The following is a 25,857-nucleotide window of genomic DNA, read 5'->3' as shown; positions in this document are numbered from 1 at the left end:
CGAGTGCGGGTACGCGTCCGGTCGGACGGACTCGACGGTGGGACAAGTCCGGACGGAGGCATTGGGATTGCATCCTTTTGGCCAGTAATGACCTATATAAAGAATGGCCGCGGACGCACAGGCACCGCTTATGGTGCTCTGACGGCCTGTGGGAAAAGCTGACGGCATACAAAGGGACAAGCACAGCTGCAGCGCGCCGGACCAGTCGACCGGCGTGGGACAGCGTGACCGAGTGCGACCCGGAAAACAGCCGTGGATCTAGGAGAGAAGCTGTGAGCACCGAGAACGAGGGCACCGCGGTACCCCCCGCCCCGTCCGCACCCCCCGTGCCGGGGGACGCTCCCGCTGCTCCGGCGCCCCAGGCACAGGCCCCCCAGGGGCCGTACGGGCAGGACGCCCAGGGGCAGGCCCCCCAGGGGCAGGGCGCATCCGGCGACGCCGGCCACACCGGCGCCTCCTCTTCCGCCCCCGACCCGTCCTGGCCCCCGCCCCCGCCGCCGACCGCCCCCTACGGCGACGGCGGTTCCGGGACCGGCCCGGGCGGCTGGGGCTCGTCGTACCAGCCGGCGCCGAAGTCCGGCCGCGGGCGCGGTGGTCTGGTCGCCGCGGTCCTGGTGGCCGCCCTGGTGGCGGGCGGCCTCGGCGGCGGGCTCGGCTACGTGCTGGCGAAGGGCAACGACGAGAGCACCGGCTCGACGACGGTCTCGGCCTCCGCGAACGGCGGTGACGTCAAGCGCGACCCGGGCACGACCGCGGGTGTCGCCGCCAAGGCGCTGCCCAGCACGGTCACGATCGAGGCCGAGAGCACCAGCGGCGAGGGCGGCACCGGCACGGGCTTCGTCTTCGACAAGCAGGGCCACATCGTCACCAACAACCACGTGGTGGCGGACGCGGTGGACGGCGGCAAGCTCACGGCGACCTTCCCGACCGGCAAGAAGTACGACGCCGAGGTGGTCGGTCACGCGCAGGGCTACGACGTGGCGGTCATCAAGCTCAAGGACGCCCCCTCCGACCTGAAGCCGCTCACCCTCGGCGACTCGGACAAGGTGGCCGTCGGCGACTCGACCATCGCGATCGGCGCCCCGTTCGGCCTGTCCGACACGGTGACGACGGGCATCATCAGCGCCAAGAACCGCCCGGTGGCCTCCAGCGACGGCAGCGGCAGCCAGGCGTCGTACATGAGCGCCCTGCAGACCGACGCCTCGATCAACCCGGGCAACTCCGGCGGTCCGCTGCTGGACGCGCAGGGCAATGTCATCGGCATCAACTCCGCGATCCAGTCCACCGGCAACGGCGGCTTCGGCACCGGTCAGTCGGGCTCGATCGGCCTGGGCTTCGCCATCCCGATCAACCAGGCCAAGTACGTCGCCCAGGAGCTGATCAAGAACGGCAAGCCGGTGTACGCGAAGATCGGCGCGTCCGTCTCCCTGGACGACAGCTCCGAGGGCGCGCAGATCACCGACCAGGGCGCGGGCGGCGCGGCGCCGGTCGAGCCGGGCGGCCCGGCCGCCAAGGCGGGCCTCAAGCCGGGCGACGTCATCACCAAGCTGGACGACCGGGTGATCGACTCCGGCCCCACGCTGATCGGCGAGATCTGGACCCACCAGCCCGGCGACAAGGTCACGATCACCTACGAGCGCGGCGGCAGGCAGCACACGGTCGAGGTCACGCTCGGCTCCCGCGTCGGCGACAACTGACGCCCACCCGCCCGCACCGACCCGTTACCCTTGTCCCCGCGCCGCCGATCACGGCCGGCGCGGGGAGGCGTGCCCGAGCGGCCGAAGGGAACGGTCTTGAAAACCGTCGTGGCAGCGATGTCACCGTGGGTTCAAATCCCACCGCCTCCGCGCAGGTCATAGATGTGGCAGTACGGAAGGGGCGCCTCTCGCCGAGAGGCGCCCCTTCCGCGTGGAACAACTGCGGCGGGCTCTGCGCCGTCTTCAGGCGTGAGCCCCCCCACGACGCCAGGAGTGCCATGACGAACACCAAGGCCCGGACCGCCGCGGTGATCACCCCCGTCGGGCATGAGGCCCAGGGCGAGGCGAGGGCGCTGGCGCGGGAGGGGCGGGCGGGCAAGGCCGTGCGGCGGTTGCGCAAGGACTCGTGGCTCAAGCGGGGGCCGGCGCGGGAGGCCCTGGAGTTGCTGGTCGACGGGCAGGAGCTGCCCACGAGCAGCGGTACGCGCTGGAGGCCCTGCGTCGGCCCCGTGCTCCGCTGGTCGGTACGCTCTGGGGCCCTGCGTCGGCCCGATGCTCCGCTGGTCGGGGAGCTGACCGCGCTGCTCGGCAGCGGCCGGCAGATCGCCGCGGTCTCGCTGCTGCGCGAGCGGACCGGGATCGACCTGGCCGGCGGCTATCACCTCGTCGTGGAACCGGGCAGCCGGCCGCTCACGCCCTGAGCACTACGATCACCAGGGCGTGCCGGTCGGAGAAGGGTGGGTGAGCGTCGCCGTGAGTCGGCGCATCGTCGTCGTCACCGCCGTGCACGGCCCCCATGCCCGGTTCCTGCCGGAGGCCTACGCGTCGTTGTGCGCGCAGCGGCTTCCCGAGGGCTGGGAGTGGCACTGGGTCGTGCGGGAGGACGGGGAGAGCGAGGACGTCGGGCCGTACGTGCCGAGGGACGCGCGCGTGACGTTCCGGCAGGGGCGGGCCGGGGGGCCCGGGGTCGCGAGGACCATGGCGCTGGCCCACGGGGACGGGCCGTACGTGAAGGTCCTCGACGCCGACGACCAGTTGGCGCCGGGCGCGCTCGCGCGGGATCTCGCCGTGCTGGAACGGGACCCGGACCTCGGATGGGCCACGTCCCGGGTGCTCGACCTCCTGCCCGACGGGTCGACCGTCGGGTTCCCGGGCGATCCGGACCAGGGGCCGATAGAGCGCGGAGCCGTGCTCGCGCACTGGAAGGCGAACGGCTTCCTCGCGCAGGTGCATCCCGCCTCGCTGTTCGTGCGACGGGAGTTGCTGCTCGCCCTGGGCGGCTGGATGGCGCTGCCCGCCTCGGAGGACACGGGGCTGTTACTGGCGCTGAACGCGGTGAGCCGGGGCTGGTTCTCGGGGGAGGTGGGCCTGCTGTACCGGAAGTGGGACGGGCAGGTGACCGGACAGGCGGCCCACGTGGACCGGGCCGAGCGCGAGGTGCGGATGGCGGTCGTGGAGGCCAGGGCCAGGGCGCTGTCCCGACTTCGGTGGGGTGCCTCGGCCGCGCTATGAGAGCAGTTCGGTCTGCGCCGTGGCCGTCGGCGTCAGGTCGTGGCGGGTGTAGTGCTCCGTGCCCAGCAGCCGTTCCCGTTCGGGCGCGGGGAGGGCGGCGACGAGGCCCGGCGCTGCTCCTCGCGTCACCTCCGTGCGGTGGGCCAGGATCGCCGCGACCTTCCGCTCCAGCCAGGGAGTGACGTCGACGGTGGCGGTGACGCGTTCACCGGGGACCGTGAAGAGGGCCTTCCCGACGGTGGCGAGGTGTCCACCCCATGCCTCGACCGCCGCGTGCGGGTGCGTGGACAGGTACAGGACGCTCGGCTGCCAGGGCTCTCCCGCGTCCGGATACAGGCGTTCCAGGCCGGCGGCATGGACCGCGAGCGCGGTCACGCGGTGGGTGTGCACATGGTCCTCGTGGCCGGTCGGGCCGCCGTAAGCGTCATGGGTGACGACGATCTCCGGGCGGAAGTCCCGGAGGTGTGCGACCAGTTCCCGCACCGTCTCGTCCAGTGGGGCGGCGCACCAACGGGGCCTGCCCGGAGCCGAGTGCGGGACCCGGGAGTCGGCGTAGCCCAGCATGCGCGGGGTGCCCGCGCCCAGGATGCGGAGCGCCTCGGCCAGTTCCACGGCGCGCGGGGTGTCCGCCGACCAGGTCGCCGTGACGACCGCCGTGCGCGCACCCTCCGACGCGTGGCGGGCGAGGACACCGCCCGCCGACAGGGACTCGTCGTCGGGATGGGCGAAGACCGCGAGCAGGCTCGGTGTCGGCATCCGTTCTCGCTACGGCCGGTCCGGTGCCGGCGGCGGTGCCTGGGTGATGCTGATCGCCTGGCTCGGGCACTTCTCGACCGCCTCCAGGATCGACGGATCCCCGCCCGTCTCCTCGCGGCCCGGGCGGACGACGCCGAAGCCGTCGACGAAGTCGAAGACCGCCGGGGCCCGGTGGGCGCACTCGGCGGAGCCGTAGCAGAGGTCGCGGTCCACGAAGACCCTCATGCCCCTTTGTCCCCCTCCTGACGGCATCGGGACCAGGAACCCCATGGCCGTCGGGAGTTGACTGCCCAGTGGGACGCGGGCTGAACCGGGCCGGTCACCGCGTGTCTCCGGCGGTCGCCAGCCAGTGGGCGACCCGTCGTACGGCGGCCTCGTCGAGTCGTTCGACCAGGGCCTGGACGGTCGTGTCGTCCTCGGGGGAGAAGTCGTAGAGGCCCGCCTTGGTCAGGGCGGCCATGAGGACCTGGTGGCGGCGGCCGGTCATCCGTTCCGCCAGCTTGGCCGGTCCGCCGGGGGAGCGCTCGGGCACGGGCTCGGGGATCGGCTCGGGAATGGGCTGAGAAGTGGTGGTCCGGCGATGCGGGGTGTCGAAGCGGTGCCATGCGCCGTCCCTCGGTCCCCACAGGGCGACCGTCACCTCGTCGCCCCGTGCGCGCAGGGTCTGGGTCATCTCGCCGAGGGCGTACAGCACGGGCGTGCGGTGGGGCGATTGCGCGGCCGTCCGCCAGGAGCCCGTGGCCGGTCGGTAGAACATCGCGACCCAGCGCGGAGCACCCTGCGGTCGTGGGCTCTCGGGACGTGACTCCACTGCGCTCACCCCTGTACATCGCTCCGGAAGCGGTACGGCAGGGCGACCATAGCTGACGGGTCGTCAGTTGGCCAGGGTCGATCGAGTGGGTTCGCCGGGTGCGAGTACACGGTCCGCCGGGGGTAGGGGGTGATGTCCGACGGGGGTGCGGGGCGGTGTCCGCCAAGGAGGCTCACCACGTCGTCCGGCACCGGTCCCTCCCCTCGTGGGGACCGGTACCGAACGGTGGAGCTGCCGTCGTCCGGCTCGGACGGAAGCTGACCGGATGGGTGCTCTGCTGCGTCCGGATCCTGCCATTTCCGGCCACGGAGGAGGAGGTTCCGGCGCTTGGCGGACGGTATTGCCGCAGGTCAGCCATATAGGGTGAGTTTTCCGGTCCGGACGTCCAGGCGTGGAAGTAAGGAGCTGAGACCTTGAGTTCCGACTCGGGGGCACGCACCGCCTTCGCGGAACGCCTCGCACTGCTGTACAAGGAAGCCGGCAACCCTCCCCTCAAGCGTGTGTCCGAGGCGGTCGTCCGGCTTCAGCGCGTCGACGAACGCGGTCGGCCCGTGCGGGTGTCCGCCCAGCGCATCAGTGACTGGCGCCGGGCCCGGAACGTACCCGCCCAGTTCCCCGCTCTTGCGGCGGTGCTGCACGTGCTGATCCCCGACGCGCGGCGCTCGCGGCCGACTCCGGTCTCCCCCGGTCTGTACGACCTCGGCCAGTGGCATCGGCTGTGGGAGAGCGCGGTGGCCGACCCGGTCGGCGAGCGTCCCGCGGGGTCCGCGTCCGCCGCCGAGGACGGGCAGCGGTCCGCGGACGACACCGCGTCGGCGCCCGGCGGGGTCTGCCCGTACCGGGGGCTGGCCTCCTACCGGCGCGAGGACGCCCGGTGGTTCTTCGGCCGGGAGCGGAGCACGGACGCGCTCGTCACCCAGCTCGGGGCCGTCGCGGGGGCCGGCGGGCTGGTCATGCTCGTGGGCGCGTCGGGGGCGGGGAAGTCCTCGCTGCTGAACGCCGGTCTGGTGCCCGCCCTGCGGGACGGCGCGCTGGGCGGTGACGACGGCGAGGGCGAGGGGAGCGGTGACGGGAACGCCGGCGGGAACGGGCGGGCGCGAGAGGTGGTGCAGCTCGTACCGGGCGGCGATCCGCTGGCGGAACTGGGCCGGTGCATTCCCGAGCTGGCGGCCCTCGTCTCGGCCTCGATCCCGCCCGGGAAGGCCTTGGCACGGCCCGAGGCAGTGGGGTCCGACGCCGCCCCCGCAGCGCCACCCGGATCTTCCGAGACCTCTCTCGCGGAGCGACCCGGATTTTCCGAGACCTCTCTCGCGGAGCGACCCGGATTTTCCGAGACCTCTCTCGCGGAGCGACCCGGATTTTCCGAGACCTCCCTCGCGGAGCGACCCGGATCTTCCGACGCCTCCCCCACAGGCGAGCCCACCCAGCCTCTCTCCCCGACAGGCGAGCCCACCCAGCCTCTCTCCCCGACAGGCGACCCCACCCAGCCTCTCTCTCCGACAGGCGAGCCCACGCAGCCACCCTCCCCCGCAGGCGACCCCGCCCCGCAGCAGCCCGGACACCCAACCGCCCCGGAATCCGACGCCCCGCCCTTAACGACCGCCCCGCCCTCCTCCACCGCCCCGCCCTCCTCCACCGCCCCGCCCTCCTCCACCGCCCCGCCCTCCTCCGAAGCCGTCCGCGCCGCCGTCTCCTCCTGGGCCCGGCGAGTGGACCCCTCCGGAGCCCGGCCGGTCGTCATCGTGGACCAGTTCGAGGAGACGTTCACCCTCTGCCCCGACGAGGCGGACCGGCGTACCTTCGTCGAGGTCCTGCACGCCGCCTGCTCGCCCGCCGGCCCCGGCGAACCGGCCCCGGCGATCGTGGTGCTGGGCATACGCGCCGACTTCTACGACCGCTGCCTGCGGTACCCCGAGCTGGCCGACGCGCTCCAGCACCGGCACATGGTGCTCGGGCCGCTCACCACCACGGAACTGCGCGAGGCGGTGACCGGCCCGGCCAAGGCCGTCGGTCTGGAGCTGGAACCGGGGCTCGCGGAGCTGATCGTCCGGGAGGTCAGCACCGACGGCCCGCGCGGGGCGCACGACGCCGGCGTGCTGCCACTGCTCTCGCACGCCCTGCTCGCCACCTGGCAGCGACGCAAGGCGGGCCGGCTCACGCTGGCCGGCTACCGCGCGGCCGGTGGCATCCAGGGCGCGGTCGCGGCGACCGCCGAACGGGCCTGGACCGGCCTCGACCCGGCCGCGCGCACCGCTGCCCGGCTGCTCCTGCTCCGTCTGGTCCGGCTGGGCGAGGACACCCAGGCCACGCGCCGCCGCGGGACCCGGCGTCAGCTGGCCGAGGAGTCGACCGACCCGGGCAAGACCGAGGAGTCCCTCGAAACGCTGGTCCGCGCCCGGCTGGTGACGCTCGACGCGGAGACCGTGGAGATCACCCACGAGGCCCTGCTGCACGCCTGGCCGCGCCTGCGCGACTGGATCGACGAGGACCGGCAGGGCAATCTGCTGCGCCAGCGCCTGGAGGAGGACGGCCGGGCCTGGGAGGAGTCGAACCGCGACGCCTCACTGCTCTACCGAGGCTCCCGGCTGGAGCAGGCTCACGGCTGGGCGAGGTCCGCCGGGGACACGTTCCTGACCCGCAGCGCCGTGGAGTTCCTGGCCGCGTCGGTGCGGCTGCGCAGGCGGATCATCTGGATCAGCCGGGGCGCGGTGGCGACGCTCGTCGTCCTGGCGGTGGTGGCCGTCGGGTCGGCCGTCGTCGCCTGGAAACAGCGGGACGAGGCCGTCTTCGAGCAGGTGCTCGCGCAGTCCGACCGCCTGCAGGACACCGATCCGTCGCTGTCCGCGCAGCTCGACCTGGTGGCGCACGGGCTGCGGCCGGACGACAAGGGCGCGAACAGCCGCCTGATCTCCATCGTGAACGCCCCGCTCTCCACACCTCTCACCGGCCACACGGGCGCCGTCTACCTCACGACCTTCAGCCCGAACGGACGGATCCTGGCCACCGCCAGCTACGACCGGACCGTGCGGCTGTGGGACGTCGCCGACCCCAAGCGCCCCAAGCCGCTGGGCAACCCCCTGACCGGGCACACGAGCTGGGTGAGCAGCGCGGTCTTCAGCCCGGACGGCCGGACGCTCGCCAGCGCCTCCGACGACGGCACCGTACGGCTGTGGGGCGTGTCCGACCCCGGGCACCCGAAGTCGCTGGGCAAGCCCCTGACCGGGCATGACGGCACGATCTACCTGATCGCCTTCAGCCCGGACGGGCGCACGCTGGCCTCCGCGGGCGACGACGGCACCGTACGGCTGTGGAACACGTCCGACCCGCGTCGGCCGCGGGCCCTGGGCGAGCCCCTGACCGGGCACACGGCCGCCGTGCGCTCGGTGGCGTTCGACCCGGACGGGCGGACGCTGGCCGCGGGGGGCGACGACGGCACGATCCGGCTGTGGGACGTCTCCGACCCCGCGCGCCCGGAGCCGGCCGGGACGCCACTGGCCGGGCACACGGCCACCGTGCACTCCGTGGCCTTCAGCCCCGACGGCCGCACCCTCGCCAGCGGCAGCGCGGACGGCACCGTACAACTGTGGAACATGGCCGGTCCGGGCCGCCCGGCCGCGATCGGCGCGCCGCTGACCGGTCACACCGGTCCGGTCTGGTCGGTGGCCTTCAGCCCCGACGGGAACATGCTCGCCGCGGCCAGCGCGGACAGCACCGCGAGCCTGTGGAAGGTCAGCGACCCGGAGTACCCGTCGCAGGTCGGCGGTCCCCTCGCGGGCAGCAGCGGCGAGATGTACGCGCTGGGCTTCAGCCCCGACGGGCGCACCCTCGCCACCGGGGCGGGGGACAACAAGGTCCGCCTGTGGTCGCTGCCGACGTCGGACATGACCGGCCGGACCGGAGTGTTCCGGCCGGACGGGCGGCTGCTCGCGACGGCGGCGCGGGACGGGCGGATCCGGCTGTGGGACGTGCGCAGGCCCGGCAGGCCGGTGCGGTTGGGCGAACCGTTCCGCCCGGGCAAGGGCGACGTGCGCTCCCTGGAGTTCTCCCCGGACGGCCGCACGCTCGCGGTCGTGACGGGCGACCGGGTGGTCGAGCTGTGGAGCCTCGGCGACCCCGAACGCCCGGTCCGCCACGGCTCTCCCGCCCCCCTGCACATCCGGTACGCCGACCCGCTGGCCTTCAGCCCGGGCGGGCAGGTCCTGGCCACCGCCTACGACGACCGCACCATCCAGCTGTGGAACGTGGGCGATCCGGCCCGCCCGCGCCCGCTCGGCAAGCCCCTCACCGGCCACAAGGGCTATGTCAACCACCTCGTGTTCAGCCCGGACGGCCGGACGCTCGCCAGCGGCAGCGCGGACGGCACGATCCGGCTGTGGAACGTGACCGCCCCCGGCCGGGCGACCCTGATCGGGAAGCCGCTGCGGGGCCACCTCGGAGCGGTCAACGCGCTCGCCTACAGCCGTGACGGCCGCACCCTGGCCAGCGCCGGTGACGACAACTCGGTGCGCCTCTGGGACATCTCGGGCCGCGCCGAGGCCTCCCAGCAGGCGCGGCTCACGGGCCACACGGAGGCGGTCGTGTCGCTGACGTTCAGCCGGGACGGCCGCACCCTGGCCAGTGGCGGCAACGACAGCACCGTCCGGCTGTGGAACGTCTCCGACCCCTCGCACGCCACCGCGATCGGTCAGTCGATGAGCCCCAACTCCAAGACCGGCACCTTCCTGGCGTTCAGGCCGAACAGCCAGATGCTGGGGGTGTCGAGCGGCGCGGACACCATCCGGCTCTGGGACCTCGACGTCGACACGGCCGTGCGCCGCATCTGCTCGATGACCCGGGGTGTGCTGACGCAGGACACCTGGCGGGAGTACCTGCCCCGGCTCTCCTACGATCCGCCGTGCGACGGCTGACGCGGTCGTCCCGTCCAACGAGCCCGGCAATCACGACAGTTGCGTGATACGAGTCACAACCGGGCCTTCGTGGCGGCCAGTCGGCTCGTGGTGGGCAAGCGCTTGTTACCCTTGGCCATAGCTCGACCGCTGGTGCATCCCCCGTCGCCAGCGGTCGAGCCTTTTCCAACGGCCTGTTCAGCGCCCCGTTCAGCGCCCCGTTCAGCGCCCCGTTCAGCGCCCCGTTCAGCGCCCCGTTCGGTGCGGCCGAGGCACAGCTCTCAGCGCAGGTCGAGGCGCATCAGGATCCGGGGATGACCGGCCAGGACCGACGTCGTGTCCGCCGCGTGGACGAAGCCGGCGCGCTCGAAGTTCTTCCTGAGACCCGCGTAGGCCATCGTCAGGTCGACCCTGGCGTCGCCGTTGTCCAGGGGATACGCCTCGATCACCGGCGCGCCCCGGTCCCGGGCGAATGCGACGGCGCCGGCGATGAGGGCGTGCGAGATGCCCTGCTTGCGGTGGCCGGGGCGGACCCGGACGCACCAGAGCGACCACACCGGCAGGTCGTCGACGTGCGGGATCTTGCGGTTGCGGGCGAACGAGGTGTCCGCACGCGGGGCGACGGCGGCCCAGCCGACCGGTTCGTCACCGTCGTGGGCGAGCACCCCCGGGGGCGGCTGCGCGCGGCACAGCTCGGCGACGTACTCGCCGCGGGCCGGGCCGCGCAGTTCGTTGTTGAGCCGGGAGGGGAGCCGGTAGCTCAGACACCAGCAGGCGTTCGCCCCGGGCGACTTCGGCCCGAGCACGGCACGGACGTCCTCGAAGTCCCCGGCCGGCCGGACGACGATGCTCATGCCCCCACGATGCCACGCACGGGGCGGCCGCGCCCCGGGAGACAGGGCCCGGCCGGGCCGAACGCGTTCACCGCGTCTCGCCCTGTGCGGACGCCGCCCGCAGCAGCCGCAGTTGGCCGATCTCGGCCACGTTCTTCATCAGCTCCGCGTTCACCCAGGCCAGCATGTGGGCGACGGTGTACTCGGGGTCGTCCGGCAAGGGGAACGAGGCCGCGGCGTCCAGGTCCGGGTCGGTGAGGTCGTCCAGGACCTTGAGCCACTCGGTGCGCAGGCCGCGCAGCCACTCCACCGTGGGGGCGCCCTCGCCGGGCCAGACGATGTCCTCGCGGTCGCGCGGCGGGCGGCCCTGTACGTGGTCGAGGGTGACGCTCCACCACCATCCGAGGTGCCAGCTCACCCAGCCGAGGGTGGGGACGGGCACCGGGTCGGGTTCGGTGTCCGCCCAGTCCGGGACCCAGGTGCCGTCGGGCCCCCGGCGCATCGCCCAGCAGTACGCCACGGGCTCCCACAGGAAGTCCTCCGGCTCCAGCCGCTCCAGGTGGTACTCGAACAGCGACCAGGTCAACTCGAACTGCCGGCGCAGCAGTTCGGTACGGGAAGCGCTCATCGGACGACCCTACGTACGTGCCGGGGCGTCCCGGGCCAGAACCGGCCAGTCGAGGGTGCGCAGCGCGGGCTCGGCGTCACAGTCCGAGGGCAGGCGCGGCGTGGACTGGAACCAGACGACGGTCAGGCGCGAGCGGTAGGCGACCGGGTCGCGGGCCGGGTCCAGGGCCGCGGAGTGGAACGTGCCGAGGCAGGCCACGGCGGGCAGCACCTCGACCGGCCCGAGGCCGCCCGCGTACTGGTCGGGGTACTCGCGCCGGGGCGGGACGAGGTGCACCGGTGTGCCCGGGCGGGACCGCTCGGCGGCCCGCAGGAGGTCCCGGATCCGCAGGTCGTTCAGCGGCTTGCAGGGGTAGCCGTCCTGGAGGTCGCCGTAGGTCGAGGAGAAGCGCAGCTCGGCGAGGTCCACCGGGCGGCCGGAGGCCAGGACGAGGCGGGCGAGCGCCAAGGCGGGTGTTCTCGCATGGTGGGGCGCCGGGGCCGGCGATGGTGCGTGGCGGTGCATCGAGGTCTTCCGGTGGGGGTCATGGGCGGGGTGCTGCTCACGGCCGGTGCCCCGTCATCCGTGCCGCCGAGGCGATCGTCGTCCGGGCCTCCCGCTCGGACAGGCCGGTGTGCAGAGCCGCGTCGACCAGGGGGGTCACGAGCGCCGGGCCGATGCCGTCCTCGTAGGCGCGGCAGGCCGCCCAGAACAGGCGGGTGTTGCGCTGGCCCTCGTGCGCGGCCAGGACGAACTGGACCAGGCCCTGGCCGTGCCCGTCGGCCGCCGTGGCCACCGGGTGGTGGGCGCGGGGAGGCGGGAGCAGCAGCCGGAGCAGGGAGCGGGGGCAGGGGGCGGGGGCGAGGTGTGCGGTGCCGGGGGCGGCGGCGTACACACCCTGGCCCGTGCGGGAGCCGGGGCCGACCAGGTAGCCGCCCGCGCCCCGGATGTCGATGCCGGGAGCGAGCCGGCCCGCCGAGTTGGGGACGACCACCTCGGGCGGGCCGCTCAGCCACAGGTGCCGCCCGCCGGACGGGGTCACGACGACCACGGTCGGCGGGATCGTGAACAGGTGCCGCAGCGCCAGCTCGCGCAGGGCGGCCGAGGAGTCCGTGCCGGTCTTCACGTCCAGGTCGAGGCCGATCAGATGGTGCGGGGGCAGCCCGCAGGCGATGCCGTAGCCGGTCGCCCAGGGCGCGGCGGCGAACAGCTCGCGGATGCGGTCCGGGTCGCTGGAGGCGTCGTAGACCCCGTGCCCGAGGCGGCCGCACGCGCCGTGGCAGGGGGAGGGGGCGGGGTCGTCGGGGTGCGGGGAGCGCAGGGCCGGGAGCTTGGAGCGGGACAGGGGGATGACGGCCAGTCCGCGTTCGGCGGCTGACAGGGCGTGTGCGAGGGCCAGCGTCGTGGCCTGCCGGTCGGTGGTGGCCATGACGCTAGTTTCGTACGTACGTTCGAAAAAGGAAAGAGGGGGCGGGTGCGACGCGCCGGGGTCGGGCGGTGGCCGGCGAAAGTGCTGGAACGCTTCGTCCCTTGCGGCACCCGGGTTCGAACGCTCCCTTTCACTCCCGTCCGGTACGGAAGTGACGGAGAGGGGTTTATCGACATGACCTCACGCTTGTGTGCGATAGCGGCTTCCGGTGTGGTTCGCCGGGGATTCGGTGGGCAACTCTGGACTCGCGACGTCGAGCACCGCACCGGGACGGTCGGCCGACTTGCTTGGTGGCGGCAGTGGTGCAGGTACGGGCGGTCGTCAGCCGGTGCGCCCTCGGTTCCCGAAAGTCCTGGAGGGGCAAAAAACATGGTCAAGCATCCCTACCGCCCGCGTCATCGCGGCCGTCTGCGCCCTTCCGCTCGCAGTCGCCCTCTTCACCGGTGTCGCGACGGCGGACAACGGCGCCTTCGCGGACAACGGACCCATCGCGTCCGTCACGGAGGCCTAGCAGGGCATCCTCGGCAGCGGCAGCGGCAGCGGCGACAACTTCGGCAACGCGGCCACCACCCAGCAGCGGGCCGTCGGTGACGGCGCCTCGAACCAGAGCAACACCGCGCAGGTCAACGGCTCGGAGTTCACGGCCGTCGACCAGGGCAACGCCAACACCGCTGTCGGCTTCTCCCCGCTGTGGTGGTGAGCTGACCGGGCCGGTGCGGCGGCAACGGCCCAGGTGTCGTGGGGGTGTGTCTCGTGGGGTGACACATGTCTGAGCGGCGGTACTCCGGTACCGCCGCGCAGGCGATTTCGCGTCTGCGGGGTCTTGACGGAGCACGGTATCTGACGGACAGTCAGAAACCGTGAGTGGTGAGCCGGAGGTCCACGAGGAGTTCGAGGCGCGCCTGAAGGCCTACGAGGGCCGGCCGGCCGCCACCGGGGTCGGCCGCGACCCGGTCAACGAGCCGATGATCAGGCACTGGTGCGAGGCCATGGGCGACACGAGCCCCTCGTACTCGGGACCGGACGCCGTCGCGCCGCCCACCATGCTCCAGGCATGGACCATGGCCGGCCTCACCCGCCGCCCGGAACGCACGGCCGCCTACGACGAACTCCTCACCCTGCTGGACGAGTCGGGCCACGACGCGGTCGTCGCCACCGACTGTGAACAGGAGTACCTGCGCCCGCTGCGCCCGGGCGACGAGATCACGTTCGACTCGGTGATCGAGTCGGTGTCCGGCCGCAAGACCACGAAACTCGGGACGGGTTACTTCATCACGACCCGCACCGACGTCCGCGCGGGCGGCGAGCCGGCCGGCACCCACCGTTTCCGCATCCTCAAGTACGCACCCGCACACCGGCCTTCGAGGCGGGCCGAACGCCGCCCCCGCCCCGTCGTCAACCGCGACAACGCCGGCTTCTGGGAGGGCGTCGCCCGCCACGCGCTCCTCATCCAGCGCTGCACCGCCTGCACCACCCTGCGTTTCCCCTGGCTGCCGGGCTGCACCGGCTGCGGCTGTCCCGACTGGGACACCGTCGAGGCGAGCGGCGAGGGCACCGTCCACTCCTACGTCGTCATGCACCACCCGCCCTTCCCGGCCTTCGAACCGCCCTACGCCGTCGGGCTGATCGAGCTCGCCGAGGGGGTGCGGATCGTCAGCAACGTGGTGGGCGTGCCGTACGACAAGGTGCGGATCGGCATGCCGGTGCGGCTGGAGTTCCGGCGCTACGACGACGAACTGGTGCTGCCCGTCTTCCAGGGGGTGGCGCCGTGAAGGCCGGCGACCGACTCCCGCCGCTGGAGATTTCCATCACCCGCACCCTGATCGTCGCCGGGGCGATCGCCTCCCGCGACTACCAGGACGTCCACCACGACCCGGACCTGGCGCGGCAGAAGGGCTCCCCCGACATCTTCATGAACATCCTGACGACCAACGGCCTGGTGGGCCGCTACATCACCGACCACTTCGGCCCGCGGGCGGAGTTGCGCCGGGTCGCCATCCGGCTCGGCGCGCCCAACCACCCCGGCGACACGATGGTGCTGACCGGCACGGTCGAGGAGGTCGACCGTGACACGGCGACCGTCCGGGTCGTCGGCGCGAACGGCCTCGGCGAGCACGTCACCGGCACCGTGACGGTGAGGGTCCCGGCATGAGCCTCAGGAGGAGGGACGGACTCGGCGGGCGGGCGGCCGTCGTCGGCGTGGGGGCCACCGCGTTCTCCAAGGACTCGGGCCGCAGCGAACTGCGCCTCGCCGTCGAGGCGGTGCGGGCGGCCCTCGCGGACGCGGGGCTGACGCCCGCCGACGTCGACGGAATGGTCACCTTCACCATGGACACCAGCCCCGAGATCACCGTCGCCCAGGCGGCGGGCATCGGGGAGCTCTCCTTCTTCTCCCGCATCCACTACGGCGGCGGCGCGGCCTGCGCCACCGTCCAGCAGGCCGCCCTGGCGATCACCGCGGGCGTGGCCGACGTGGTCGTCTGCTACCGGGCGTTCAACGAGCGCTCGGGCCGCCGCTTCGGCTCCGGTGTGCGGCACCGGGAACCTTCGGCGGAGGGCGCGGCCCTCGGCTGGTCGCTGCCGTTCGGCCTGCTCACCCCGGCGTCCTGGGTGGCGATGGCCGCCCAGCGCTATCTGCACACCTACGGGCTGACCCCGGAGGCGTTCGGGCACGTGGCGGTCGTCGACCGGAAGTACGCGGCGACCAACCCGGCGGCCCACTTCCACGGCCGCCCCATCACCCTGGCCGACCACGCCGCCTCGCGCTGGATCGTCGAACCGCTGCGGCTGCTGGACTGCTGCCAGGAGACGGACGGCGGCCAGGCCCTCGTCGTCACCTCGCTCGACCGGGCCCGTGACCTGCCCCACCCGCCCGCCGTGATCGCCGCGGCGGCCCAGGGCGCCGGACGCGCCCAGGAGCAGATGACGAGCTTCTACCGCGACGACCTGACCGGCCTGCCCGAGGCCGCGGTCGTGGCCCGGCAGCTGTGGCGGACCTCGGGGCTCGCGCCGGCCGACATCGACGTGGGCATCCTCTACGACCACTTCACGCCGTTCGTGCTGACGCAGCTGGAGGAGTTCGGCTTCTGCGGCCCCGGCGAGGCGGCGGACTTCGTGGCCGGGGAGCACCTGCCCCTCAACACGCACGGCGGGCAGCTGGGGGAGGCGTATCTGCACGGCATGAACGGCATCGCGGAGGCCGTCCGGCAGATCAGGGGCACCGCGGCGAACCAGGTGCCCGGAGCGGAGCGGGTCCTGGTGACGGCGGGGACGGGCGTACCCACGTCGGGGCTCGTTCTCACCGCCGACCCGCAGGGGTGAACCCGCGGTACCCCGGGGCCGGCGCTCCACCTGTGGGAGGTGCAGCGGGCCCTACCCCTACAACCTGAGGGGGACCCCGCTCCGGGACCTGCGGCCGATCCGCTCGCGGTGCTCTCGCTCATAGCGTTGAGCCATGACCACACTCGTCTGCACGAGCGCTTCGAAGGCGGCCGGACCAGCGGCGCAGACCCTTCCGTACCCGTCGTTCTCGTCGTACGTCAGGGCCCGCCAGCCGGTGCTGCTGCGTACCGCCCGCTCGCTCACCGGCAACCCGAGCGACGCGGAGGACCTGCTGCAGACCGCCCTCACCAAGACGTACGTCGCCTGGGAGCGCATCGAGGACCACCGTGCCCTCGACGGCTATGTGCGCCGGGCCCTGCTGAACACCCGGACCTCGCAGTGGCGCAAGCGCAAGGTCGACGAGTTCGCCTGCGAGGAGCTGCCCGAGCCGGACCCGGTTCCGGGCGGTGACGACCCGGCCGAGCAGCAGGCGCTGCGGGACGCGATGTGGCGGGCGATCATGCGGCTGCCCGCCCGGCAGCGGGCGATGGTGGTCCTCAGGTACTACGAGGACCTCAGCGAGGTGCAGACGGCCGAGGTGCTCGGCGTTTCGGTGGGTACGGTGAAGTCGGCCGTCTCCCGGGCGCTCGGCAAGCTCCGCGAGGACGCTGAGCTGGGGCTCGTCCGCCAGTGAAGAGCCGTTCCGCCCGGCTGTGAGCTGTTCCTCCGGCATGGCGTGATGTGATCGATCGCCCGGCCCTAGTGACATACCACGCGGTATGTGCGCAGAATCAGCGCAACCCTTACCACCGCGTAGGCAATGTCGCCCCCGGGAGGACGCCGTGCTGAGCACGATGCAGGACGTACCGCTGCTGATCTCGAGGATCCTGACCCACGGGTCGACGATCCACGGGACATCGCAGGTGACCACCTGGACCGGCGAGGACGAGCCGCACCGCCGCTCCTTCGCGGAGATCGGCGTCCGCGCGGCCCAGCTGGCCCACGCACTGCGGGACGACCTCGGCGTCACCGGCGACGAGCGCGTCGCGACCCTCGCCTGGAACAGTGTGCCCAAAACATGCGGGGGTCCATTGGGTCTCTGAGCAGGGACGATACGCGGTAGGGGTAGCAAGCGACCCCGGCACCTGTGGTCATGGTGCCGGGGTCGCTTGCGTTCGGGACCGTGCCGCCCACGCGGGGGAACGGGGGCGGCACGGCCGTCAGGGGGTGAGTAGTTCGATCTTGATCGCGAGGGCGCCGAGCGCTTCCTTTTCGGGCGGGTAGATGTTCCGGATGTTGGCGAGCTGTTCCTCGCGGGTCGCCGTGGGGTTGACGTTGGCCGGCCCCTCGCCGTCGAGCAGAGCCTCGAAATTCGGGTACTCCGTGACCTGCTTTACGAGCACGTCGCATGACTCGTCGGTGCCCTTGATCCGGAACCGGATCACGTCGCCCTCGGTGATGTCGGCGAGGTGCGGGTATTTCACCCGTACTTCGGTCGTCTTCTGCCCAGCGGCGACCAGGTCGAAGTATTGCCGGTAGAGGTTCAGCTCGCGGACACGAGCGGCGGCGATTTCCGTCATGGGGCGGGAACGCTCCTAGGTGTTGGTGCGGTCATCATCCGGCGGAGTTCGCCGGCGGAGTACGAGCGGAAGAAGTGCCGGGGGTCGGAGAGAACGACCTCGGTCATGCCGAGCAGTCGCTCGACGTACTCGGACAACGATCCGGGCCACTCCCGAGTGTCGAGCATCCAAGGGGCCGCGCCCTCGGGCAAGGGTGCGCGCCCTTCCCGGATAAGCGACTTGGACAGTTTGGCGCCCGTGTCGCTGACGATCTGCGGGCAGAACAGGCGGGCGGGCAGTTGGCCGCGGGTGAGTCCGACGGCCTGTAAGGCGCCGTCGACCAGATGCGAGCCGAACACCCAGTCGCCGCCCTTGACCATCACGTACAAGGTGCCGCGCTCGCCGGTGACGGCGAGTTCCTTGACCAGGTTCCGGTACAGCGTGGCGAGGTCGAGGTATCCCTCGCCGGTCGGATCGATGGTGACCGCGTAGTCGCCGTGGTGCAGGCAGACGGCCGTGATCGTGGCGCCGTCGGCGTCCGCGTTCTGTACGTGCGTGCGTTGGGCGTATTTCTCGGCCCAACCACAGCCGGGCCGTGGGCAGGGGACACGGAGGTGCGCCACGCCCGAGGACGGCGCGAGCCACCATCGGGCGGCGTCCATCCGTGGGAGCACACGCAGCCATGTGCGGCGGAAGTGTTCGCCGGCCTGCTGCTGGCTGTAGGTCTCGACGGAGTACGGCACGTGCAGCCGTTCGGACAAGGCGTTGAACAGGGGGCGGTACAGCGTGTTGACCTGGTCGGCTATGCCCTGCTCGCCGAGGGCGTGCGCGTAGGTCCGTTGGTAGCGGTTGCCGGTCTCGTGATCGCTGACGACGGCGTACGGCGCGTTGTCGAGGGCGCCGAACTGGACCTCGGCGGGTACGCCGAACTTGTCCCGGAGCCGGGTCGCGGTGGCGAACGTGAGGGACTGCACCAGAGAGGTACCGATGTGCGGTGCCCCGTTGATCTGAGTCCCCACGACGAACACGATCCGTTCGGGCGCGGCGTCGAGGACTCGGGGCGTGAGCACGTCCTCGGCGTGGCTGAGCGCGTTCGCGAGGACGGTGTTCGGTGATACGGGGTACATGGTCACCCTGTCTTCCCCTCGGTAGATGGGCAGGACTGCGCGGGCGTTGCGGGGGTGTGCTTCGGCGCGGTGGGCCGAGCGTCGGCGTCCGGTTCGCTGTGTGCTGGCCGGGGTGCCTTGTACGCTCGGCCCCAGCGGGTCGGCCCGGGGTCCAATCCACCTCGGGGCGGCCCGTCCGTCGGTCGTTCAGAAGCGCCGGCGGGCGAACGTCGTCCCCCACATGAGCTGACCGTTCGCGAGGCTGGCGCGGATGTGCGCGTCTGTCTCGTCTTGGTCGGCGGCCAGTGCGAGAGGGGCGATCACCAGGCAGACGCGGCATGCTGCGCCTACAGCTACCAGGGCTAACCAGTCCTGCGAGGGTTGCGGGATCGTCATCACGTATTCGTCGTGGCCGTAGTCCAGGGCGACGTGTCCCCTGCTGGTCATGAGCTGTGCGCCGATTACTGGGGGGTCCTGATCACCAGGGCCGAGGCGCAGCGCGGCCGCGAGTCGCCTCATTCCCGCTTCGACGGTCTCGGTTGTCTCACGCTGCCGGCGAGGGCCGGGGTGTGTGATGAGTAATTGGGCGACGGCGAAGTTTCCGCGGTGGTGGATGCCGGTCGCAGCGGCCACCGTCGCGACGAATCCGGGCCCCGGGGGGACGTCGAGGCTCGACGACGTCATAAGGCCTTCACCTCCGCCCATACGGTTTTGCCGAACGGCGCGTCGGTGACTCCCCATTCGCTGCACAGGGCGTCAAGGATGATCAGACCGCGGCCTCGGTCGCGTTGCCGCGATTCGGGGCGCGGTTGGGGACGGCGTCTCACAGGGTCTTGTACCTCCACTCGGGTGCGGGCGTTGTCGGTTTCGAGCGCGAGCTGTAGTGAATCGCCGGGCTCCGTGCCGTACCGGATCGAGTTGGTGACCATCTCGCATGCCACCAGGACGACCGTTTCGATGTGGTCCTCGGACGCCTCCGGCGCGTGGTGCCGGATGAACTCGCGCACGAACTCGCGCGCCGTGCTTGCTGATTCCGGCTCACCCGCTAACACCAGGACCGACGGCAAGCCGTCGGAAGGAGCGCAGCAGACGGGAGCCGGGTCCCGTCGTCGTTCGATCACGCGTCTCCCCTTACGGGTGGACAGTTGCGGCCCGGTTCGCGGACCGATTGGTTCCTCCGTCTAGGCAACACGCGTGACGAAAGCCGGGGTACCGTCGTGGGGGGTGTCGAAGGGTGTCGCTTTCGCTACCCCACGTCGCGGGAGGGCTGGAGGATGAAGACGCCGAATGACAAGCTCGCGCAGTTGCTCGAACGGTCGAGGATGAGCCGGGGCGAGTTAGCCCGACGCGTGAAATCCAAGGCACTTCAGTGGAATCAACCGCACATCTCGCCGGACGCGACGCGCGTTCGGTGCTGGCTCGAAGGTGAGACACCGCGGGACCCCGTTCCCGACATCCTCGCCGGTGTCTTCTCCGACCACTTCGGTTTTCGGGTCACGACGTACGATCTCGGCCTCGGCGACGGCGGATCGGCCGATGCCGCGCTCGTGTACAACCCCTCATACGTGGCTACGGTGGAAGTGGTCGCAGACTTGGGGAGAGCTGACGTGGACCGACGGAAGTTCCTTGCAGCCGCGCCGTTCGCCGCCGTGGCTGGTGTAGGTCCCTCGCGGGACTGGCTGTTGAACACGCTTGACCAGGAACCGGAACCGGGCCCACGGGTACGCCTTGAGGACGTATCCGCCGTGAAGAACATGTTCACGACCTTCCAGCGCATGGATATCTTCCAGGGCGGAGGATCGGGTCGGCTGGTCTTGGCCGAGTACATGACGCAGCACGTCTACCCGCTGCTACGACGTGCCCACAGCGAGGACGTTCGGCACGCGTTGTGCGAGGCGGCGGCCGAACAGACGTACCTACTCGGCTGGATGGCCTACGACAACGGCGAACACAGCATCGCTCAGCGGTACTTGATTCAGTCGCTACGCCTCGCCCAAGAGTCGCGGAACCCGGCGCTAGGCGCGCACGTGCTCGCGGGCATGGCTGATCAGGCGACGCTACTCGGTGACCCCGCCGAAGGCCGTCGCCTCGCGCAGGCGGGACGGCAAGGGTTGTCGAGGGCGACCTCGCCGGCCTGCTTGGCGGACCTGTGGTGCCTGGAAGCGCGGGCGCTCGCCCTGCTCGGCGACAGGTCGTCGGCGGCTCACGCGGTCGTGCAGTCCGAGCGGGCGTACGAGCGTGTGAACCTCGACGAAGAACCGGACTGGGCGGCGTTCATCGACCCGGCGTACTTGCACGGCGAGCACGCGAACACCTTCCGCGACCTGGGCGACGCGGAGGCGGCCGAGGAACACGCGCGCCGTTCCATCGCGCACGCGGCCATGCAGAAGCGGGCCCGGCGCGGTGCCATGTCACAGGCCGCGCTCGCGGTCTCGCACCTGCAACGGCGCGACCTTGATTCGGCGTACGCCGCTGGAGTGCGCACGCTGAAGCTGACGCGACAGGTCAAGTCGTCGCGAGCGGTCGAGGCGGTACAGGACCTACAGAAGCGCATGCAGCCCTTCGGGCGTAGCCGGCTCGTCGCCGACTTCAACGCGCAGGCTCGCGAGCTGGTCGCCGCGTAGTCGCAAACAACGAAGCGCCCCCGTACGGCCATGAGTGGCCGTACGGGGGCGCTTCTGTGTCACCTGGTGGTGTCCACGTAGGGACTCAACTCTGATCTACGGGGCCGGTCTCCTGCCTCGACTTCACTGCCTTGACCACCGCTCGCGCCGCTTGCTCCGGGTCTTCGTGTTCCCACACGCGGATGACGAGCCAACCCGCGTTGCGCAGTGCTTCATTGGTCTCTGCGTCACGTGCTCGATTCCCGGCGATCTTCTCTTGCCAGAACACCGCGCCCTTCTTCGCGGGCCGGTGATGTTCAGGACAGCCATGCCAGTAACAACCATCGACGAAGACGGCGACGCGAGCCTTGGTGAACACCACGTCGGCTGTCCGGCGCAGGCCGGGGAGCGGTCTCGCTCCCACCCGGTATCGCAGTCCCTGTCTGTGGAGCGCGGACCGCAACAGCTTCTCGGGCTTCGTATCCCGTCCCTTGTTGGCGGACATGACCGCTCGGGACGCGGCGGAGGACGCCCACGATTCGGGGGGAACGGCCTCCGTGGTCACGAGACCGGCCGCGTGAGCCATCTCCCACGCCTGTGCCAGGTTCGCGGCGCGAGTCTCGGCGTCTACCTCGCCGACGTACCGTTCCTGTGTCTCGCCCTCTTGCGACCACCGCAGGTAGGCGCGGATGCGGCGGGTTCTGCGGTACAGGCGCAGCGCGATGGACGCGCGGGCGTACCGACCCTCGCCGAGGTCGACCGCGCGCGCGAGGCGGCTGCCGGCGGCCCGGTCCTGCTCAGAGGCTCGGGCCTCCCTGCTTATCCCCGCTCGCGGCTTCCACGCCCGATCGGGAGGCATCCGATCCTTCCAACGCCTCTGCCGATCGCTCGCGGCTTCGGTCACTGCCGCTTCTCCGGGTCCTCCAGAGCCCCAACCGACTTGAGAGCGTTGGCGACCGCCGTTGAGAAGGCCGTTCCTAGCTTTACGGGCACGGCGTTGCCCAACTGCCGCATCTTCTCGCCCCGTGGTCCGTCGAGCACCCAACGGTCCGGGAACGTCATGACTCGCGCGGTCTCCCGCACGGTCATGTACCGGTATCCGTCGCCGCCCCCGAAGTTGGCGAAGTTGGGATTGTCCAGCTGCATGACGGATTCTCCACCTGGCACGCCATGTACACCCGCCTTCACGGTCTTCGCGGGCCGGTCGAGCAGGTTCGGGGTGTGCCCGGTGTACATGCGAGCGCCGGGCCAACCGATGTGATCGGGGATGCTGCCTACTGGGAGCTTGTCCTTGACGGCCGCTTCCGTAACGTACGGAAGCGGCTTTCCCTCGTTCTCGTCAATTCCCGCGATCGCATCGCGCAGCGTGCGCCACGGCTCCAGCTTCAGCTTCTCCTTGACCTTCTCGTTCTCGTAGTCGAGTTCCGGAAGGTTGGCGATGACGCGCTTGCGGACCTCGGCGGGCACCTTCTTGTGTCGCTCCGTCCAGTAGGGTCCGCCCTCGCGCATGGAGTGGATCATTGACTCCTCGGAGTGCGTCTCCTTGGGCATGAACTCGTCCCAGTCGATGCCGAGGTCGGCGCGGAACGCGACGATGATCACTCGATTTCGAATCTGTGGCACACCGTAGTCAGCCGCGTTGACCTCCATCTCCTTGACCACGTATCGCTCCGACAGGTCAACCGAGTCGTTGGCGATCAGCTTCTCAAGGATGTCGTTGTGGTCTTCCCACGTCGCGTTGTTGTCGCGCTTCTCGAACGGCAGGCGCATTTCGTTCAAGATGTACTTGAAGTAGGGCCTGAAACCCGGCCGAAGCAGGCCGCGTACGTTCTCGCAGATGACCGCCTTCGGTCTCATCTCCCGAATGGCGCGGAACATCTCCGGGAACATGTTCCGCTCGTCTTCCATGCCCTTGTGCACACCCCCCAGGCTGAACGGCTGGCAGGGCGGCCCACCGGCGAGAACGTCGACCTCGTCCGTGACGACATCGGTGAAGTCGATGTCACGCACGTCGCCCGGGATGAGCGGCCAACGCTTCGTCGGCTCTTCGGGGTCCGGGGGGTTGATCCTCAAGGTCTCGCACGCCCGCTTGGCGTACTCATTCACCAGGAGCGGACGGAAGCCCGCAGCATGCACAGCCATCGCGAGCCCCCCGCCGCCGGCGAACAGTTCGACACAGGTCCCCACCTCTTGGCGTTCTTCTCGCAGTTCAGGCATGAGAGAAGCGTACCGCGGAGTTTATGATCATGGTGACCTATCTCGCAACTTGGTACGCGTGTCCCCCAGTTGCACCAGGTAGGGTGCCGGTGATCAGCAGTTTCGTAGGGGACGGGGTGCTCACGTGGCAGACGGGTACAGCGATCAGTTCCGGCTCAGCATCACCGAGGCGCTGAGTACACAGCTGTACGCCGCCCTGAAGGAGTTGGAGCCCGCGCCCCTCACTCAGGAGAACCTCGACGCCCTCGTCGCCCAGGCCGAAAGGCTCGGTCTTCCCAGTAAGTCCGGGGTGTACCAGCTCTTTCGCCAAGAGCCCGGCAAGGAACGCCAACTCACCTATGTCGGAAAAGCTGACGAGCCACTCCCTGAGCGGCTGGGGAATCACCTTTACAAGCTGTCCGGGCGAGAAGGTATTTCCATTGATGAGATGTCGTTCAAGTGTCTGTTCGTGGAAGAAGATCTCTCCTCAGTCTCTCCGGAAAAGATGCTCATCAAAGAGCATCTGAAAACCGGAAAGATCGTCTGGAATAATCGTGGATTCGGCAATAACGATCCGGGTCGCAATCGCGACCGAACCACGATCAAGAGCACTCATTTCGATCTTGAGTTCCCTATCGACCTCTCGCGCGAGGTAAAGGGGCTGACTCCCGGTGTCCAGTCCCTTCACGACGTGCTGTGGGAGATCAAGCGCGGCATACCGTTCAATTTTCGCTTCAAGCACTCGGCTGCCTTCAAGGAGCTGATGGTCACTGTCCCCGAAGGGAACATGACCGTAGACGAAGCGTTTCGTTTCGTCGCACAGCACCTGCCTGACAAGTGGCAGATCTGCGCTCTGCTCGGCTGGGTGATCATGTACGACGACAGCCCTACGACGTATCCGAGCGCTCGGCGTTACTACCGGTTTGACGGGGTCTCCACCCAGACTCCGAAGAGTCGAAAGCCGGGCAAGGGCGACGCGGAAGACGACGACGAAAACGGCGACTTCGACGAGTAGCGTCGCACAGTGCCAAGTGCGCTCTTCTCTATCTGAGTTGGGCGAGTGCGGCGAGGACGAGACCGGCGAAGCCGATCAGGGCGCCGATGCTCGGGAGAGGCCACCGGCGGGTTTCGAGGTCGTCGACACGGGATTCGAGTTCGTCGAGGCGTCCGTCGGTCTGGTCACCGCGCTGGACCAGTAGGGCGAGGGCGCCGTCGACTCGGGCGAACCCTTCGGCCATGGTGCCGCGCAGCTTCTCCAGTTCGACGGCGACGGACTCGGGCGGGGGCGGCTGTGTCACGCGCTACCGCCCTGGTCGTCGTCGACCAGGCCGAGGCCGACACGGTCGAGCAGCTGCTCGACGGCGGGCAGGGCCATGACGCGCGCGAGTCCGCCGGCGACGGCGAGGGCGCCGGCGACCCACGGCAGGGACTCGGGTATGCCGGACGCGGCCACGATGGCGGGGAGAGCGACGGCGAACATGACGACGCCCTGAATGACGGTGCGGACGGTGCGCTTGTTGGCGGGGCTCATGAGGGAACTCCTCGTTTCGGTGTGTGGATACGGGACCCGCCCCGGCGGCGCGGCGCCGGGGCGGGCGGGTGCCTACTTGCCGTAGGCGAGGCGGTGCAGCGCGGCCCACCCCTTCGGCCCGATGGCCGGGTCGCGGGTGACTCCCTCGGCGCGGTACTGCGGGTGCTTGTTGTGGAACGCGATCACGGCGGCCTGCGTCTTGGGCCCGTAGTTGTCGGACTCGGTGACGCTCTTGGACATGAACCCGGCGGCCTTGAGTGCCTTCTGAAGCGGGCGGGCCGAGGGCTTGGCCTTGCCGGGGGCGAGGCCGGCCGGGAACTTCGGCGGGGTGTACGTCGCCGGCTCGTCGTCGGCGTCGCCCTGGGCCCACTGACGCAGTGCCGAGGGGGACATGTACGCGATGTTCCGGTCGACCGGGGTCGATGTGAACTGCCAGAACGTCACGGTGCGTCCGCTCGGCTTGGGCCGGGTGGCGGCCTCGGCGCGTGCGTAGGTCGCGGCGCCCCACGGGTACGCCGGGTACCAAAGGGGTACGCCCGACGGGACGTGGTCGGCGGCGATGTCCGAGGCGGACGTGTAGATGCCGACGACCTGCCCCGGGAACGCCTTCTTCACCGCGGCGATCCACGCCGAGGCGTACGCCTTGATCTGTGCGGCCGTGCGGCCCTTGTAGTTGCGCCGGTCGCTGTACGCCTCAAGGTCGAGCCAGTGCAGGAAGCCGGGGCCGGCGTACGCCTTCACGGCGGCGATGTAGTTCGCGGCCTCGGTGGCGGCCGACTGGTTCGGCCACGCGAAGTGATACGCGCCGGCGACCAGGCCGGCGGCCTTGATGCCCTTGATGTGGGTCGCGAACTTGGGGTCGTGGGTCTTCTGTCCCTCGCTCGCCTTGGCGAACGCGAAGGTGAGGCCGTCGGCCTTGAGCGCGGTCCAGTTCTGGGCGGCCTGGTACGCGGACACGTCGATGCCGCGTGAGGTGGTGCTCATACGGGGTGCCTCCTGGGCATGAAGAA

General features: G+C 70.8%; 26 protein-coding genes, 1 tRNA gene and 2 pseudogenes. 13 read left to right on the top strand and 16 right to left on the bottom strand.

Annotated features, from left to right (window positions below):
- Positions 1-272 precede the first annotated feature (272 nt).
- The 4 genes from HDC93_RS07115 (at position 273) to HDC93_RS07100 (ending at position 3,209) form a co-directional block, all read left to right on the top strand.
- Positions 273-1,697: a S1C family serine protease gene (locus HDC93_RS07115; protein WP_185008297.1), complete on the top strand. Its 1,425-nt coding sequence runs from the start codon at positions 273-275 to the stop codon at positions 1,695-1,697.
- 63 nt (positions 1,698-1,760) lie between these two features.
- A tRNA-Ser gene (locus tag HDC93_RS07110) sits at positions 1,761-1,847 on the top strand.
- 128 nt (positions 1,848-1,975) lie between these two features.
- Complete coding sequence (locus tag HDC93_RS07105) at positions 1,976-2,398, top strand: hypothetical protein (RefSeq protein ID WP_185008295.1); 423 nt, start codon at positions 1,976-1,978, stop codon at positions 2,396-2,398.
- A 40-nt stretch (positions 2,399-2,438) separates the two neighbouring features.
- Positions 2,439-3,209 carry a glycosyltransferase family 2 protein gene (locus HDC93_RS07100; RefSeq protein ID WP_311774503.1) on the top strand — a complete coding sequence of 257 codons (771 nt, stop codon included), beginning with the start codon at positions 2,439-2,441 and terminating at the stop codon, positions 3,207-3,209.
- Here HDC93_RS07100 and HDC93_RS07095 read toward each other — a convergent pair.
- From HDC93_RS07095 to HDC93_RS07085, 3 genes are all read right to left on the bottom strand, one after another.
- The gene (locus HDC93_RS07095) at positions 3,204-3,965 is read right to left on the bottom strand and encodes a PIG-L deacetylase family protein (RefSeq protein WP_185008294.1); all 762 of its coding nucleotides are present in this window, start codon (positions 3,963-3,965) and stop codon (positions 3,204-3,206) included. The genes HDC93_RS07100 and HDC93_RS07095 overlap by 6 nt on opposite strands.
- 9 nt (positions 3,966-3,974) lie before the next feature.
- Positions 3,975-4,190 (bottom strand): ferredoxin, encoded by a 216-nt coding sequence (locus HDC93_RS07090; RefSeq protein ID WP_185008291.1) that lies wholly within the window; start codon positions 4,188-4,190, stop codon positions 3,975-3,977.
- A gap of 94 nt (positions 4,191-4,284) precedes the next feature.
- The gene (locus HDC93_RS07085; protein WP_221516350.1) at positions 4,285-4,722 is read right to left on the bottom strand and encodes a hypothetical protein; all 438 of its coding nucleotides are present in this window, start codon (positions 4,720-4,722) and stop codon (positions 4,285-4,287) included.
- Positions 4,723-5,189: 467 nt separating this feature from the next.
- Between HDC93_RS07085 and HDC93_RS07080 the strand changes: the two genes are divergently transcribed.
- Positions 5,190-9,683 (top strand): PD40 domain-containing protein, encoded by a 4,494-nt coding sequence (locus HDC93_RS07080; protein ID WP_185008287.1) that lies wholly within the window; start codon positions 5,190-5,192, stop codon positions 9,681-9,683.
- Positions 9,684-9,943: 260 nt separating this feature from the next.
- Here HDC93_RS07080 and HDC93_RS07075 read toward each other — a convergent pair whose 3' ends face one another.
- The 4 genes from HDC93_RS07075 to HDC93_RS07060 form a co-directional block, all read right to left on the bottom strand.
- The gene (locus tag HDC93_RS07075; RefSeq protein ID WP_185008285.1) at positions 9,944-10,516 is read right to left on the bottom strand and encodes a GNAT family N-acetyltransferase; all 573 of its coding nucleotides are present in this window, start codon (positions 10,514-10,516) and stop codon (positions 9,944-9,946) included.
- Between the two features lie 67 nt (positions 10,517-10,583).
- Positions 10,584-11,123 (bottom strand): DinB family protein, encoded by a 540-nt coding sequence (locus tag HDC93_RS07070; RefSeq protein ID WP_185008283.1) that lies wholly within the window; start codon positions 11,121-11,123, stop codon positions 10,584-10,586.
- A gap of 9 nt (positions 11,124-11,132) precedes the next feature.
- A complete protein-coding gene (locus tag HDC93_RS07065) occupies positions 11,133-11,570 on the bottom strand; it encodes a hypothetical protein (RefSeq protein ID WP_260419456.1) in 438 nt (145 codons plus the stop codon).
- Between the two features lie 94 nt (positions 11,571-11,664).
- A complete protein-coding gene (locus HDC93_RS07060; protein ID WP_185008280.1) occupies positions 11,665-12,531 on the bottom strand; it encodes a bifunctional DNA primase/polymerase in 867 nt (288 codons plus the stop codon).
- Between the two features lie 352 nt (positions 12,532-12,883).
- Between HDC93_RS07060 and HDC93_RS38170 the strand changes: the two are divergent.
- From HDC93_RS38170 to HDC93_RS07035, 6 genes and pseudogenes are all read left to right on the top strand, one after another.
- Positions 12,884-13,231, top strand: a pseudogene (locus HDC93_RS38170) (hypothetical protein).
- Positions 13,232-13,391: 160 nt separating this feature from the next.
- Positions 13,392-14,303 carry a bifunctional MaoC family dehydratase N-terminal/OB-fold nucleic acid binding domain-containing protein gene (locus HDC93_RS07055; RefSeq protein ID WP_185008278.1) on the top strand — a complete coding sequence of 304 codons (912 nt, stop codon included), beginning with the start codon at positions 13,392-13,394 and terminating at the stop codon, positions 14,301-14,303.
- Positions 14,300-14,683, top strand: a complete 384-nt coding sequence (locus HDC93_RS07050; RefSeq protein ID WP_185008276.1) for a MaoC family dehydratase — start codon at positions 14,300-14,302, stop codon at positions 14,681-14,683. Before HDC93_RS07055 ends, HDC93_RS07050 begins: the two co-directional genes overlap by 4 nt.
- On the top strand, positions 14,680-15,852 hold the full coding sequence (locus HDC93_RS07045; protein ID WP_185008274.1) for a lipid-transfer protein: 1,173 nt from the start codon (positions 14,680-14,682) through the stop codon (positions 15,850-15,852). Before HDC93_RS07050 ends, HDC93_RS07045 begins: the two co-directional genes overlap by 4 nt.
- Positions 15,853-15,985: 133 nt before the next feature.
- Entirely contained in the window at positions 15,986-16,546 is a 561-nt protein-coding gene (locus tag HDC93_RS07040; RefSeq protein WP_031108631.1) for a SigE family RNA polymerase sigma factor, read from the top strand.
- A gap of 148 nt (positions 16,547-16,694) precedes the next feature.
- Positions 16,695-16,919, top strand: a pseudogene (locus tag HDC93_RS07035) (fatty acid--CoA ligase); the annotation flags it as partial.
- 153 nt (positions 16,920-17,072) lie between these two features.
- Here HDC93_RS07035 and HDC93_RS07030 read toward each other — a convergent pair.
- The 4 genes from HDC93_RS07030 to HDC93_RS07015 all read right to left on the bottom strand — a co-directional run bounded on the left by HDC93_RS07030 (position 17,073) and on the right by HDC93_RS07015 (position 19,638).
- Positions 17,073-17,432: an ASCH domain-containing protein gene (locus HDC93_RS07030; protein WP_185008271.1), complete on the bottom strand. Its 360-nt coding sequence runs from the start codon at positions 17,430-17,432 to the stop codon at positions 17,073-17,075.
- The gene (locus HDC93_RS07025) at positions 17,429-18,544 is read right to left on the bottom strand and encodes a hypothetical protein (protein ID WP_185008269.1); all 1,116 of its coding nucleotides are present in this window, start codon (positions 18,542-18,544) and stop codon (positions 17,429-17,431) included. The genes HDC93_RS07030 and HDC93_RS07025 overlap by 4 nt, the downstream gene beginning before the upstream one ends.
- A gap of 180 nt (positions 18,545-18,724) precedes the next feature.
- The gene (locus HDC93_RS07020; RefSeq protein ID WP_185008267.1) at positions 18,725-19,201 is read right to left on the bottom strand and encodes a hypothetical protein; all 477 of its coding nucleotides are present in this window, start codon (positions 19,199-19,201) and stop codon (positions 18,725-18,727) included.
- Complete coding sequence (locus tag HDC93_RS07015) at positions 19,198-19,638, bottom strand: ATP-binding protein (RefSeq protein ID WP_185008265.1); 441 nt, start codon at positions 19,636-19,638, stop codon at positions 19,198-19,200. The genes HDC93_RS07020 and HDC93_RS07015 overlap by 4 nt, the downstream gene beginning before the upstream one ends.
- A 153-nt stretch (positions 19,639-19,791) precedes the next feature.
- Between HDC93_RS07015 and HDC93_RS07010 the strand changes: the two genes are divergently transcribed.
- Positions 19,792-21,141, top strand: coding sequence for a transcriptional regulator (locus HDC93_RS07010; RefSeq protein ID WP_185008263.1), 1,350 nt, complete (start codon positions 19,792-19,794; stop codon positions 21,139-21,141).
- Between the two features lie 85 nt (positions 21,142-21,226).
- Here HDC93_RS07010 and HDC93_RS07005 read toward each other — a convergent pair whose 3' ends face one another.
- Together HDC93_RS07005 and HDC93_RS07000 are read right to left on the bottom strand one after the other, a co-directional pair.
- Complete coding sequence (locus HDC93_RS07005) at positions 21,227-22,024, bottom strand: very short patch repair endonuclease (protein ID WP_311774502.1); 798 nt, start codon at positions 22,022-22,024, stop codon at positions 21,227-21,229.
- On the bottom strand, positions 22,021-23,337 hold the full coding sequence (locus HDC93_RS07000; protein WP_185008261.1) for a DNA cytosine methyltransferase: 1,317 nt from the start codon (positions 23,335-23,337) through the stop codon (positions 22,021-22,023). The genes HDC93_RS07005 and HDC93_RS07000 overlap by 4 nt, the downstream gene beginning before the upstream one ends.
- A gap of 124 nt (positions 23,338-23,461) precedes the next feature.
- Between HDC93_RS07000 and HDC93_RS06995 the strand changes: the two genes are divergently transcribed.
- Entirely contained in the window at positions 23,462-24,331 is an 870-nt protein-coding gene (locus HDC93_RS06995) for a GIY-YIG nuclease family protein (protein WP_185008259.1), read from the top strand.
- A 28-nt stretch (positions 24,332-24,359) separates the two neighbouring features.
- Here HDC93_RS06995 and HDC93_RS06990 read toward each other — a convergent pair whose 3' ends face one another.
- The 3 genes from HDC93_RS06990 to HDC93_RS06980 all read right to left on the bottom strand — a co-directional run bounded on the left by HDC93_RS06990 (position 24,360) and on the right by HDC93_RS06980 (position 25,831).
- Positions 24,360-24,614 (bottom strand): hypothetical protein, encoded by a 255-nt coding sequence (locus HDC93_RS06990; RefSeq protein ID WP_185008257.1) that lies wholly within the window; start codon positions 24,612-24,614, stop codon positions 24,360-24,362.
- Positions 24,611-24,847, bottom strand: coding sequence for a hypothetical protein (locus HDC93_RS06985; RefSeq protein WP_185008255.1), 237 nt, complete (start codon positions 24,845-24,847; stop codon positions 24,611-24,613). Before HDC93_RS06985 ends, HDC93_RS06990 begins: the two co-directional genes overlap by 4 nt.
- 72 nt (positions 24,848-24,919) lie before the next feature.
- The gene (locus HDC93_RS06980) at positions 24,920-25,831 is read right to left on the bottom strand and encodes a GH25 family lysozyme (RefSeq protein WP_185008253.1); all 912 of its coding nucleotides are present in this window, start codon (positions 25,829-25,831) and stop codon (positions 24,920-24,922) included.
- Positions 25,832-25,857: the final 26 nt, after the last annotated feature.

Origin of the sequence: Streptomyces sp. AK010 (assembly GCF_014207295.1) — a bacterium.
In the GTDB taxonomy this organism is placed as follows: Bacteria; Actinomycetota; Actinomycetes; order Streptomycetales; family Streptomycetaceae; genus Streptomyces; species Streptomyces massasporeus.
Note: the sequence above shows the minus strand (reverse complement) of the source record. Positions and strands in the feature narration are given on the sequence as shown.

Excerpts from the sequence above, each read along its gene's own strand:
- HDC93_RS07075 (WP_185008285.1), bottom strand. The coding sequence starts at position 10,516 with ATGAGCATCGTCGTCCGGCCGGCCGGGGACTTCGAGGACGTCCGTGCC.
- HDC93_RS07070 (WP_185008283.1), bottom strand. The coding sequence starts at position 11,123 with ATGAGCGCTTCCCGTACCGAACTGCTGCGCCGGCAGTTCGAGTTGACC.
- HDC93_RS06980 (WP_185008253.1), bottom strand. The coding sequence starts at position 25,831 with ATGAGCACCACCTCACGCGGCATCGACGTGTCCGCGTACCAGGCCGCC.
- HDC93_RS07040 (WP_031108631.1), top strand. The coding sequence starts at position 15,986 with ATGACCACACTCGTCTGCACGAGCGCTTCGAAGGCGGCCGGACCAGCG.
- HDC93_RS07030 (WP_185008271.1), bottom strand. The coding sequence starts at position 17,432 with ATGACGGAAATCGCCGCCGCTCGTGTCCGCGAGCTGAACCTCTACCGG.
- HDC93_RS07095 (WP_185008294.1), bottom strand. The coding sequence starts at position 3,965 with ATGCCGACACCGAGCCTGCTCGCGGTCTTCGCCCATCCCGACGACGAG.
- HDC93_RS07045 (WP_185008274.1), top strand. The coding sequence starts at position 14,680 with ATGAGCCTCAGGAGGAGGGACGGACTCGGCGGGCGGGCGGCCGTCGTC.
- HDC93_RS07060 (WP_185008280.1), bottom strand. The coding sequence starts at position 12,531 with ATGGCCACCACCGACCGGCAGGCCACGACGCTGGCCCTCGCACACGCC.
- HDC93_RS07105 (WP_185008295.1), top strand. The coding sequence starts at position 1,976 with ATGACGAACACCAAGGCCCGGACCGCCGCGGTGATCACCCCCGTCGGG.
- HDC93_RS07000 (WP_185008261.1), bottom strand. The coding sequence starts at position 23,337 with ATGCCTGAACTGCGAGAAGAACGCCAAGAGGTGGGGACCTGTGTCGAA.
- HDC93_RS07085 (WP_221516350.1), bottom strand. The coding sequence starts at position 4,722 with ATGTTCTACCGACCGGCCACGGGCTCCTGGCGGACGGCCGCGCAATCG.
- HDC93_RS07090 (WP_185008291.1), bottom strand. The coding sequence starts at position 4,190 with ATGAGGGTCTTCGTGGACCGCGACCTCTGCTACGGCTCCGCCGAGTGC.
- HDC93_RS06985 (WP_185008255.1), bottom strand. The coding sequence starts at position 24,847 with ATGAGCCCCGCCAACAAGCGCACCGTCCGCACCGTCATTCAGGGCGTC.
- HDC93_RS07020 (WP_185008267.1), bottom strand. The coding sequence starts at position 19,201 with ATGACGTCGTCGAGCCTCGACGTCCCCCCGGGGCCCGGATTCGTCGCG.
- HDC93_RS07010 (WP_185008263.1), top strand. The coding sequence starts at position 19,792 with ATGAAGACGCCGAATGACAAGCTCGCGCAGTTGCTCGAACGGTCGAGG.